Source organism: Nakamurella sp. GG22 (assembly GCF_052976845.2).
In genome coordinates this window covers 1-11920 of the sequence record NZ_JBRIIO020000061.1, presented here as the reverse complement: position 1 = coordinate 11920, position 11920 = coordinate 1, and the positions used below count along the sequence as shown (strand labels likewise).

The window sequence follows — 11920 nt, the reverse complement described above, 5'->3', positions numbered from 1 at the left end:
TCCTGATCACTCCCCCACCACCCCCGACCCCTACTGCTGGAGCGTGACTCGTGGCTGATATCGGTGAACCGCAACGGCGGATCGAGGTGCTGCCGACGACCGCGCCGGTGCTGCCCGCCGAACCCGCACCGACGCCAACACCGGCACCGGCGGAGCCGGCGCGGACGTGACCGTTCGGCACGGATCGCCGAGCGGCAGTGCGACCGCCGCGGTGGGTGCGACCGCCGCGGTGGGTGCCGACCCGCTCGAGGTGGCCCGTATCGGGTGGCGGCGAGCCCGTGTGTTCAACGTGCTCAACCGCGGCCCCCGATCGTGGGGTGGTGTGTTGATCGCCCCGTGGCTCTGGCCGGTGGAAACAGCTGTGATCGCAAGGAATGTGGGGCATGTGCGCACGTTGGGTGGTGCGTCGATGACCCTGTCCGACGGAACCCGCCGGTCGTCACGGCCGGCGATGCTGCTCGCCGGGTTGCTGACGGTTGCGGCGTTCGCTGTGATGCTGGCCGTCGCCGTCGCCCTGTCGCAGGTGCTGCCGGGATCGTGGTCGCCGGCGCTGAGGTCTGTTGCGGCTATGGGGATCGTCGCGGCGCCGTTGCTGGTGGAGCTGGTCGCCCGGTTGCGCACGCTGCTGCGGGCTGACCCGCGGGTCCGTTCACTGGATCAGCAACAGGCTGACCTCGCGGCCAAGTCCGATGGTCCGGCGTACGTGATGTCCTCGTTCGTCCGCTCGGCCCGGGCCGGGGACGGGTCCCGGCTGCTGCAGGCGCTGCAGGTGGAATGGGAGCGCACCGGCGCGGTTGTGCTGCTGCACCCGGCGAACGAGGCGGTTGCGGACTATTACGCCCGGCACGGCGCGGAGCCGGACAGCGGCACGCAGGCGGTGATGCGGTTCGACTACCGCGCCTCGGTCACGGCGTAGCCGCGCGGGCGGGTCACCAGCCGCCGTCGGCCCCGCGGTCGGTGTCGGCGCTGCGTTCGTCCTCGCGGACGTCGTCGATGAACCGAGGACGCCGGCCCGCCCGCGGGGACCCGACCGGATCGGTGTCTCGGTTCCCGGTGCCCATCTCGTTGATGCGGGCGGCGTTGCGGGCGAGGAGCTGGGCTCGTTGTTGTTGCCGCAGCGCGCGCGGCAGTTTGGGCAGGCCCAGTGTTCCTTGCGGCTTGGGGTCGTACGGGACCTGCGCCTGGATGGTGTCCAGGACGCGGAAGGCATCCAGGTCCAGGGCGCGGGCGGTGCGGACGGCTTGCCGGGCGCGTTGCTCGGACGGCATCGCGCCGACGACGCGGGCCGCGGCGTGCAACGCCCAGACCCGTGATTCGGGGCTGTCGTCGCCGCGCAGGGCGGCGGCGAGGACCTGGTCGACGACCAGGTCGGCCAGCGGCCGCCGCTGCCCCAAGGCGGTGACCAGGGCGTCGACACCGGCGGTGGCCAGCACGTCGGCGGGGTCGTGCCCGGCCGGGAGCTGCGGGACCCGCGCGTTTTTCACCCCGGCGGCCAGCAGCAGGCCGTGCGCGGCGGCGGCGGCCCGCCTGCCGGCGGGGTCGTTGTCCAACGCGATCAGCACGCTGCGCCCGGCCAGCTGCGCGATGCCATCCAGGGTGGCCAGTTGCTCACGGGTCAGCGCGGTGCCCAGTGGAGCGACCGCGACCAGCCGCCGGCCGATGCGGGCGGCGGCAGCGTTCACGGCCAGGGCGTCCATCGGGCCTTCCACGATCGCCAGGCCCGCTCCCTGCTGCAGCTCACCGATCGCCTCGAGGGTCAACCCGTAGGGCAGGTCGGTCTTGCTGAACAGGTCGGTGGTGGCGCTGTTGACGTACTTCGGGGTGCGGGGGTCTTTGCTGTCGGGGTGGGCGCGGCCGATGAAGGCCACGACGTGACCGGCCTGGTCGTGGATGGGGAGCATGAGCCGGTTGCGGAACGGGTCGATCAGGGTGCCTCGGCCGCTGCGCCGGGCCAGGCCGGCGGCGAGCAGCTCTGGGTCGGTAAACCCGGCCGCCCGCAGGTGGTCCAGGGTGCGGGTCCACCCGGCGGGGGCGTACCCGAACCCGGCCGGGTCCAGGCCGCGGGCGCTGACGTAACCGGGCACCCAGGACCGGGGTGCGAGTTCGCGGTAGTAGTCCCACGCGGCGGTGACGGCGGCGCGGGCCCGCTCTAGCGCGGCGGCCTGCTCCGCGGCGGGCAGCGCCGGGGCGACGACAAGAGCGGCTTGCGGATCCGGCGGCGCCGTGTCAGGGTCGGCCGGCTCCAGCGCCGGTGAACCCGCAGTGACCGGATCACCCGGGTCGGTGGTGGCGGCCCGTGGATCAGGTGCGGGTGCGTCGAGGTAGAGGTCGGCGGGTGGGGTGCGGTCGGCGTCGGCGGGGTCCGGCGGCACCGCATCGACCCCGGGGATGACGGGAGTGGGGTCGGCGAGGGTGCCGACGTGCCAGAGCAGCGCTGTGGCCCAGGAGTGCTCGGGCACCTCCTGCAGGTGCGGGGCGAGCAGGGATGCGGCGTCGCTGATCAGCCGGTCGGGGTCCGACCCGTTCGCGGCCGCGGTGTCGACCCGGCCGACCAGCACCGGCCAGAGCCGGTCCCGGGTGATCCGGTCGGTGACCTGCTCGCCGACTGTCTCGGTGAGCCGCTCGGTCCAGACGGGGCGGACCCGGTGCACGTCGGGGTGGACCGGTGAGGTGACCGCCCCGAGGTGTGGGTGCAGCCGCCACCACAGCGCGGACGCTTGCCCCTGGCTGGGCAGCGGCCCGGCGGCGGCCGCCGCGTCCAGCAGTGCGGGCACGGGCAGCCCGGCGGCGTCGGCCAGGTTGAGCCGGCTGGCCAGCACGGGCCAGAAGTCGTCCTCGGTCAGGTCGATCCCGCGGTCGGTGAACACGGTGTGCCAGCGGTCGGCGCCGTCACCGGTGTTCCCGGCGACCCGCTCGCACCGCTCGGTCAGCTTCCGGTGGTGACCGCGCAGCGCGATCCGCCGCGGCTGCTCCCCCGCCGGCCGGATCTCGTCGGCCCGCACGGACTGCGAGGCCCGCCAGACGGCGAGGTCAACCACCAACTGCCGGTCGGTCAGGTACGGCACCGCCCACGCCGGTGCGGTATCCACCGTCCAGCCGCGGGCATCCAGGCGGACCGGGTCGGCGTGGTCACCGACCCGATTGGACCACGCCGTGAGGTAGGCATCCCATTCCGGGACCTGTTGCAGCGCAGCCGGGATGGCCGGCAGCCACGGCAGCGGCCCCCGGCCCTGGGAGTGATTGCCGGTGGGATCGAGCCGGTAGTCCAGCACCGCGGCGGTGTCCCGGGCGGTGTCCAGCTCCCGGGCGTCGGCGGCCGCGGTCAGGTCCGCGACTGGGTCCCGGCCGCTGACGGCCAGCACCGCCAGGTGACCCAACAGCGTCGACCACGCCGGCGCCGATGTCACCCCTGGGACGGCGCGTTCGGCGTCGTCGGTGATCTGCTGCAGGCGTTGCTCGCCGAGCAGCGATTCGGCGCCGGCCACGATCGCGTCGGCGTAGGCGTCCGATGCGTGCCCCAGTTGCAGGTGCGGGTCGGCGGCGTCCCGGATCTCGGTGGTCGCCGACACCGCGGACCCGTCCCGGGACAGGATCGCGGTGAACTGCTCGGCGAGGGTTTCCGGTTGCACCGCTTCGGGTTTGACCACCTGGTGCGGGTCGGTGCCGCCGCCGACCTGCAGGTAGGCGTGGTTCTCCGTCACGGCGCGGGACACCGCGACGTAGGCCTCGTTGCGGGTCATCTCCGGGGTGAGCAGGGCGTGCGCGGCGCCCCGCCGACCGCCCGGACCGGGAGAGCCGACGGTGATGCCCTGGCAACCGGCAAGGGTGTGCCCGTACCCGAGGCGCACGTTCCCTTGCGCCAGATACCAGGCCGGCAACCGGATCTCCCGCTGCGTGCCGCCGATCATCCGCACATCCAGCGACCCGTCCGGCCGGACCGCCTGCACGGTCCACCGGTGGTTGTTCTGCACGAAGTCGGTGCCGCCCAGCGACAGGCTGCGGGCATTGCGCTTGGTGACCACGGTGTCGCCGGCGGACACGGTTTCCCCGTTGGTCAAGGTCAGCTCCTCCCCCACCGGGATCCCGGCGGCGGCCTCGACGGCGAGGCGGTCCGCGCGGGCCCGGGCGTTGAGCTGCGCGACCTGGTCCAGGGTGGGAGCCATCATCACCGAGTCCGCCCCGGCCGCGGTGTCGGCGGCCCACGCCCGGTAAACCGCGTCGATGCCTGTGTCGGCGTTCACTGCGTGCAACCGGTTCCGGTCGGTGTAGAAACCCACCGCGCCGGCGTCGCCGTCCCGGACGGCGAGGGTGGCGCGGCCTTCGGTGGGGTCGGTGAACCGCAACACCTCGACCAGGGTCGAGGACCCGTGGGCGGCGTCGATGTCGCGGAGCACCCCGCCGGCGCCGGCGGCGGCGCGTTGCCGGTCGTCCCCGACCAGCAGCACCCGCCCGCCGCGGGCGGTGACGAAGCCGACCGCGGTGTCCAGCTTCGGGGTCGCCGCCAGTCCGGCCTCGTCGACGATGACCAGCGAGTTCGGGCCGATCTCAGTGATCCACTGCGGGTGCTCGGCTTCCGGGGTTTCGGTGATCTCGTGGACCAGCTTGTCCAGGGTGTCGGTCTGCACCTCGTGCAGCGCCGCGTGCAACTCCTCCGCCGCCGATGCCTGCGGTGCCAGACCGACGACGTGCCCACCGGTGCCCTGCCACGCCCGGGCCAGCACCCCCATCACCGTCGTCTTCCCGGTCCCCGCCGGCGCCAGAGCGAGATGCACCCGTCGGCCGCTGGTGGCGACCTCGGTCACCATCGCGGCCTGCCCGTGGTTCAGGGTCCGGCCGTCATGGTTGGCCGACCATTCCAGCATCGCCACCTGCACATCGGCCGCGGTGATCCGCCGGCCGTCGGTGCGCCCCGCGGCCTGCACCAGGCGCCCTTCGGCGTCCAGCACCGCCGGCGAGGTGTACCGCTGACCCTTCGCCACCCGGTACACCGACGTGCCGTCCGACCGGCGCAACGCCCCAGGCACCCCGGCGTCCGGGGCGACGTCGGTATCGGCGCCGATCGGCACACAGTGGTCCGCGGCGACCGCCCGCCGGGTCACCAACCGGGCCAGCTCGTTCACGGCGGCGGGGTCGACGCCGGCGGAGCGGACCTGCCGGATCGACTCCGCGAGCAGGTTCGTCTCATACCAGCGGGCCCGGCTGTTACTGACCACGGTAACGGTGTGCGCGGCGAGCTCGTCGACCAGCCCGGGGGTGACCGGCGCGGCCGCGACCATGGCCCGCACGTCCCGCAGCATGGCGTCGAGCCGGGCTTCGCCGCCGAGGACCCGGACGGCTTCGGCCCGCCACACCCGGCGTTGCTCGTTCAGTGACCGGGGTTCGTGTTTCGCGGCCCGGGTCGCCAGGGTGGCCTGCTGAGCCAGCCGCAGGGTTTCCACCGCGGTCGGCACCCGGCCCTGCCGGGCCACGAACTGCGCGGCGAGGTCCGCGGTGACCGTCTCGATGGCTTCCCGGCGTCGGGACCAGTGCGCGGTGAGCCGGTCGTCGACGCCGGCCAGTTCCCGCACCGGCCGTTTCCCGTCCCCCCGTTCCGTCGCCAGGAAGGTGCCACCGATCCGGGTGGTGACCTCCGCCTCGAGCTGGGAGTTGTAGAACTCGCTGGCCGCGACGTTGAACCGGTAGAGCATCCGCCCGTCCAGCGCCAGCCACCGCCCGTCGGTGGTTTGCACCTTGTTCGACACCGCGACATGGGTGTGCAGGTCCGGGTCACCGGCCCGGGAGTCCCGGTGGGTGAACATCGCCGCGACCAGCCCGGTGACCTCGACCTGCCGGACGCCGTGGCTGCCCATCCGGGTGTACGCGGCCTCGGATTCCAGGAAGTGGATGGTCTTGCGCACCGCCGCGGTGTGGGCGGCTTCGATCTGCTCGGCGACCGGGCGGGGGGCGACCGCCCACAGCGTGGACACCGACTTCACCGGGGAGAACGTCAGGTCGAATCCGGCCACCGACGCCGACTGCGGCCGGGACACCTGGGCCAGGAACCCAGTCAGCTCCCCGGTGTGCGCCGGGGGCCGGCCGTGCCGCTGGGTGAACATCTCGGTGGCCAGTTCGGTGCGGATCCGGGTCCGCTCCTCCGCCGGCACCGGCGCGTTCTCCGGCCGCCCGTGCACGGTGTTGAAGGCCTGGTACCGGACGGTCAGCTCTTCCCGCCATGCCGGGTCGCCCTCCACCACCCGGTACGCCGAACCGAGCCTAGTTGCGGCCACCGCGGCCGGCGCCGCGCCGCCGGCGTCGATGACGTCGGCCTGGATGCGGTCGGCGTCGGGGTGGATGCCTTGCCCGAACAGGTTCCGCATCTGCTTCTCGGTGACGGTCCCGGCCGTCCCCAGTCCTTCGAGGCCCCCGCCGATCCAGGTGCCCGGGGATTCGCCCTTCGCGGCGTAGTAGTCGCCCAGCGAGCTGTATCCGCGTTCGGTGGAGTCCGACGCGGCGACCTGCCGGATCAGGTACGTGTACCCGTCCCCGGCGGTCAGCTTGTGCAGACCCATCACAGCACAGGAGCCTACCCGCCGTTATGCTGATGTGACCAAAGTGCATGAGGTGTGTGGCGAATGACGCGACCGACGCGGCGGCGGGTCGGTCGGTGGGCGTTGTCGGTGTCGTGGTGTCAACTGGCGGCATGTTGGTGGCCGGGCGGAAGGGTGGTCGCGGTGGGCAGGGTGGCGAACGGTGCGGTGGCGGCGCGGGCGCGGGCGCAGCAGCGGGTCGCGGCGTTGCACGCGGACCGGGCGGCGCGGGATGCGCGGATCGAGGACGCGGCGGCCGCGGTGTTCGCGGAAGTGGACGGCAAGGTCAAGGCCGCGCAGCGGCGGGCGTTGGCGGTCGCGGCTGCGCAGCGGGCCATCACCGACGCGCAGGAGGCGGAGCGGGTCGCGGTGGCGGCCGCCGATCAGCGGATCGCCGGGTGCGTGGCCGCGCTCAAGGCCGAGGGGCTGACGGTGGCGCAGGTCGCGGACCTGCTCGCCCTGCCAGCCGGTGACGTGCGGCGGCTGCTACGCACCGCGTCGGATGCGGCGGTGCCCGCTGTGGTGGGCGGGTCCTCCGGTGAGTAAGTCGTTGGGTCGGCCGGTGCGGCTCTCGCAATTGGACGTGGCGCGGTGGTGGCGGCATGTGCTGCCGACCGCGACGTGTCATGTGTGGATGGGCGCGGTCGGCTCGGACGGGTACGGGCGGGTTGCGATCACCAACAAGTACGACGGTGCCCGGATGTTCACCCCGCATCAGATCGCGGCCCGGTTGCGGTTCGGGATGATCCCGGTCGGGGCGACGGTGCTGCACGACTGCGAGGTGCGGTTGTGCTGTCGCACCGACCCCGGGCATGTGCGGATCGGCACCCAGAGCGAGAACATGCGCGACGCGGTGCGACGTGGCCGGGCGGTCGGCCCGCGGCCGGGCCGGGTCGATGTGCGGGGCAAGGTCGGTGCGTCCCGGGCGATCCAGGCGGCGCTGGCCGCGTCGGTGGACCGCTCCCCCGACGCCCTGGCGGCGGTGCTCGCTGCGGTTGTCGCGGACGGCGATCCGTGGCGTGACTTGCTCCCGTTGTTCGACATTGCGCCGGCCCCGGCCGGCGCAGCTGTTCTCATCGCGCCGGCGGTGGCATCGGCCCCGCCGGCGGTGGTGGATTCCTGGCCGCTGTTCGACCTGTGACACCGGCCCCGAGCACAGTGAGGCGGGGGCAGCGTCGGCGGTCGACGCTGCCCCCGCAGCAGTGTGGGCTGGTCAGGCTGCGGACGCGGGCATCAACCCCTCGGGATCGGCGGTGGGTTCGCTGTCGACCGGCGCTGTTTCGGGTGCGGGGTCGGCGTCCTCGGTCGTGGCTTCGTCGGGTGCGGGTTCGGTGTCATCCGTCGTGGCTTCGGTGTCGGGGTAGACGTTGCTGATAATGCGTTGCTCGACGTCGGCCGGGACGTAGCCGAGGTCGCTCATATGCGTAGGTAGTCGGCGCGGGCGGTGGTGTGGTCGCGGTGGGCGTCGCGGGGCATGTCTTTCTCGTGCGCGGCCGCCACGTTGGCTCACAGCTTCATCGTTTGCTGGGCGGTGGACGCGGCCAGCGCGGTGCTTATCGGATCCTCGCCCAGGATCTCGGCAATGACGGCACGCTGCCCGCCGGGTTGCAGCTCTAGGTACGGACGGTGTCTCCGGTGGTGGGATGGTGCCGGCCGTCCAGCAACCGGCGCACCCCCGAGCACGTTGTTCAAACACGCGCGGGTCGACCGCCTGCTGCCCTATGAATAGGCTTCCGCAATAAGTGAAGTGGTCTACCTAGTTTGAATAGCACCGGTGACGGTTTGATGTGGCGCCGTCGGTGTGTGCCAGCGGAGCGTTGGTGTGGCTGTGGTTTTGGCCCGCCGGACACCCCCAGCTTGATGTCCAGGTTTGAGTTGGCCCCCACCCGCCGGTAGACCCGACGTCCGCAGCTGGGATTTGTTTTGAGCCAAGATCGACGGCTAGTTACGTGACGACCTGTACCCGCCGAAAAGCAGCGTCACACCGCGAGAGGGGGTGGGCCCCGGCTTCTCGACCGGCAGGGCCGGTCGGGGGCCGTATTCGATGGTGAGGTACTCTGTGTATAGGCGTCGTACAAAGATCGCCGTCCAGGACGGCCGCAACCCGACCATGGTCTGTTCCGCAGATCCACGAGCCAGCCCTAGAGGTCGAGGCGACTTCGTCTTTCTGGTGTCGTGCTGCGCGGCGATATGCCGGGATCCACCGCCTCTCATATGAGAGTTGCGCAGGTGATCTTGAGGCGGCCGCAGGAGTTAGCGGCGCATAGCTACCGAACGTCGACTCTCACCGACGTCGATCAACAACCGCGGTGAAACCAGGGTTTCACATGCGTGCCAGCCGTTCACAGGGGGCGTTGTGAAAGTGTACCGTGCCACGTGTCCATCGCCCATTTGCCGTTGACGGTAGTTCTCGAGTGCACCTGGCCGTTTTCGATGCCTTCAACTTGCATGACGATGCTGTACTTCCATTCCCTGAAGAATTGCTCGACTGTGACGTCTGCTCGAACCTGTAACGCACCGCGTTCAGAGGTGGTATAGCACCCGTCGATCTTCTGCGCAAATGTCGGTGCGACTTCACCTTCTCGACAATCCAACCAACCCACTAATCCGTAGTTGCTCTCTCGCAGCCAGGTAAACGAGGGATTAGCGCCACACGGAAGCGCCGTCCAGAAGGTTCCCTCGAACACCACGTGGCCCATTCCGGCGGCAACACCAACTGTACTGTGGGGAATCACCGAATTGATAGCGGTTCTTGGGCATGCCGGCGGGCGCGGCGGTGTCGCGCCAAATTTGTGCGAGGCATTCCGGTTCTTTAGGGAGGTGAGGTTCACCTTTGCACCGGGCTTGATAATTTGGCTTTTACCTCTATAGCCAGTGTTGTTGTACACCGTAATAGGCCTGGACGTCCGGTTCCATACTGACGCGGCATTGTTCTTAATGCACTTGCCTTGTCCTTTGCCCGGACCTTTGAAGTCGTAACACCGTGGCTGGCGAGTTCCGTAGTCGCCGATGGGCTTCGTGAAGTCAGAGACCGACCCGGCAAGATTACTGTTGTAGTAGTAGCAGAACTCTCCGCGATCGCAGCGACCGTCACGAGATGCCGCGAGCGCTGGTGTACCCACCACTGCAAAAGCAGAGCTAAGCAGAAATGCAACCAATAAGAATGCCACCCGCGACATTCGACGCCCCCTAGTGCCGCCTCCGTGTTCCATCGCCATCCCCCTCTGAAGATCAACTTCATCCTTGGCGCAGAAGTTGAAGTGACATGCTTTGCGCGATTCTGTCCTCACAGGCGATACTACGTCCATGGGCCATCCAGGGGAAACGTACCGGTGATCGGCCTATTGACAAGCCATTGTCTCACCCAGAACCCTGTGGTTGTTGCGTCGTTGTCAGCGGCGTCTCAGCCTAGGGGGAGCAATGCATCTACGCCACCGCGCCGCGCGGATGTTCTTGGTTATGGTCATGGCTTTGGGCGGCCTAACAGTCGCGTCCTCCGCTGTGGCGGCGGCCGTCGAGCCAAACTATATGTACAAGAACGTGCAGACCCGGCTTTGTCTAGAGGATTATGACGACGACTACGGGTATGTCCGCACTCGGGTCTGCACCGGGGCTGATTCTCAGCGCTGGTATCACGCTTGGAGCGCCACCCCAGGTGCGTTGATCTTCAAGAATAAAGCCACCGGCGACTGCCTTGGTGACACGCGTATAGCCACGACCCAAGGAATCGTGTTCCACGCTTCTTGCATAGGTAATAATACGAGCCAGCAGTGGTACATCCGGAGCCATTCTGGCACTGGCTACTTTTTTCAAAACGTTTGGACAGGACGGTGCCTCGATAGCAATAGCGCTGGCGCTGTCTACTCTCTGCCTTGCGATGGCGTCGAGAACCGGTATCAGCACTGGGTGCGATAGTTGGTTCGGTGGCGCCACGCGGCGACCGATGTGACGTCAAGTTGTCTTATCTCATTCTCATCCGGCACGCCGGTGCCGCGTACCGTGCGCCGCTCTTATCATCTTCCATACGTTTCGTGACATGCAGCTCGGTCAGGATGGTTCTCTGTCCGACTCGAGGAATGTAGGAGGTGATGGCGGCTTCGGCCGGCCAGAAGTCTTGTGCTGCCGCAGTCGGCGTTCACTTTTGTCGTGGTCATCTGCAGGGCCGGCGGCAATGACACGAACGGTTCTGATTTCTCGACATACGCGTATGGAGTTGCTCAGCGCCGATCGGGTCCTGGGGGATGCCATCGGTCAGCGTGGTTGTCGGCTGCGATTGAACGCGGCGGTCACCGGGCCGTGGGAGAGCCGGAGACGCGGGGCTAACTCGGCGACGCTCAACCCCTCGACGATGTACAGCTCCGCAGTTTCTCCCCGGGGCCGGACAGTGCGCTGTCGGCAGGGATCCTCGGTAGAGCCGGGACCGTGCTGTTTTCGCCGTGGAGGTAGCCCAGCCCTTAGGCGGCGCGGCGCAGCCGGTCCAGTTGGGAAGGCAACCTCGCCGGTCACGGCGGGGGCGGTGTGGGCGGTGCTGGGGGCGCTCACCTCGTGGTTCCGGTGGTGGTGTGCTGGTGGGTGAACTGGAACGGCCAGTCCAGGGGGCGCAGCGAGTAGCGGCCGCTGGGGTCGGGGCGCAGGGTGACGGTGATGCCGCCCGGGTCGTGCAAGTAGATCTCCCCGTCGTTTCCCGGTGCTGACCTCGATGCCGCTGGTGCTGGTGAGATCAGTTGCGGCGGCCAGGATCCGGTCCAGAATGTCGGCGGTGACCACCGGGTGGACGCGGCCGCTGCGGTCGTGCTCGAGGTCGGCGGCGGGCCACCCGATGACCGGCTGCCCGGCGGGAGGCCGGTCCGGGTCGGCCAGCACGAACGTTCCCGCGACGGGTTGGTGGGCGTGGCCGATGGTGGCGACGGTTTCGCCGCAGTCACCGGGGTGAACGCTGACCCGCAGGGTAAGGCGCAGCGGCCGGGTGTCCGGCCCGTAGACCGGGACGCGGTGCACCAGGAAGTCCAGGTCGTGTGTGCCGGTGCGGTTGGTGTAGAGGGCGAGCCGGGCCACCCACAGCACCTCGGTCAAGCGGCTGGCCTCGTTCTGCCCGCTGCCGGTGGCCTTGCCGCGTTCGGTGGCCTCGGTCCATTGCACGGCGTCGCACCAGGCGGCGGCGGTGATCGCCAGCGGGTACTGGAAGTTGAACTGCCGAGACAGCCGGATCGGGACTTCGATCAGCAGACCGTCCGCGATGGCGTCGGCCCGCCCGTAGGGCTGCGCCGCCCTGGCTGCGCGCCGGCCCCGCGACTGCTCGGGTGGGGCTGCCGCACTCGGACACCAGGGCACTGGCCGCCGCCGAACTCGGGGCG

General features: G+C 69.8%; 8 protein-coding genes. 4 read left to right on the top strand and 4 right to left on the bottom strand.

All coding sequences use genetic code 11. The features are described 5' to 3' along the window. The first annotated feature begins 166 nt into the window (after nucleotides 1-166). Nucleotides 167-916 carry a hypothetical protein gene (locus ACVBEQ_RS27805; protein WP_447156684.1) on the top strand — a complete coding sequence of 250 codons (750 nt, stop codon included), beginning with the start codon at nucleotides 167-169 and terminating at the stop codon, nucleotides 914-916. 13 nt (nucleotides 917-929) lie between these two features. Here ACVBEQ_RS27805 and mobF read toward each other — a convergent pair whose 3' ends face one another. Then, nucleotides 930-6548 carry a MobF family relaxase gene (gene mobF / locus ACVBEQ_RS27800; protein ID WP_447156683.1) on the bottom strand — a complete coding sequence of 1873 codons (5619 nt, stop codon included), beginning with the start codon at nucleotides 6546-6548 and terminating at the stop codon, nucleotides 930-932. 63 nt (nucleotides 6549-6611) lie between these two features. Between mobF and ACVBEQ_RS27795 the strand changes: the two genes are divergently transcribed. Together ACVBEQ_RS27795 and ACVBEQ_RS27790 are read left to right on the top strand one after the other, a co-directional pair. Further along, entirely contained in the window at nucleotides 6612-7112 is a 501-nt protein-coding gene (locus tag ACVBEQ_RS27795) for a hypothetical protein (protein WP_447156682.1), read from the top strand. Further along, the gene (locus tag ACVBEQ_RS27790) at nucleotides 7105-7707 is read left to right on the top strand and encodes an HNH endonuclease family protein (RefSeq protein WP_447156681.1); all 603 of its coding nucleotides are present in this window, start codon (nucleotides 7105-7107) and stop codon (nucleotides 7705-7707) included. The genes ACVBEQ_RS27795 and ACVBEQ_RS27790 overlap by 8 nt, the downstream gene beginning before the upstream one ends. A gap of 72 nt (nucleotides 7708-7779) precedes the next feature. Here ACVBEQ_RS27790 and ACVBEQ_RS27785 read toward each other — a convergent pair whose 3' ends face one another. Next, complete coding sequence (locus ACVBEQ_RS27785; protein WP_447156680.1) at nucleotides 7780-7986, bottom strand: hypothetical protein; 207 nt, start codon at nucleotides 7984-7986, stop codon at nucleotides 7780-7782. Nucleotides 7987-8908: 922 nt separating this feature from the next. Next, nucleotides 8909-9736 (bottom strand): peptidase inhibitor family I36 protein, encoded by an 828-nt coding sequence (locus ACVBEQ_RS27780; RefSeq protein WP_447156679.1) that lies wholly within the window; start codon nucleotides 9734-9736, stop codon nucleotides 8909-8911. 250 nt (nucleotides 9737-9986) lie between these two features. Between ACVBEQ_RS27780 and ACVBEQ_RS27775 the strand changes: the two genes are divergently transcribed. Further along, on the top strand, nucleotides 9987-10481 hold the full coding sequence (locus ACVBEQ_RS27775) for an RICIN domain-containing protein (RefSeq protein WP_447156678.1): 495 nt from the start codon (nucleotides 9987-9989) through the stop codon (nucleotides 10479-10481). A 336-nt stretch (nucleotides 10482-10817) separates the two neighbouring features. Here the strand turns inward: ACVBEQ_RS27775 and ACVBEQ_RS27770 are convergent. Next, the coding region (locus tag ACVBEQ_RS27770) for a DUF6573 family protein (RefSeq protein WP_447156677.1) at nucleotides 10818-11920 on the bottom strand (1103 nt) is incomplete at its 5' end.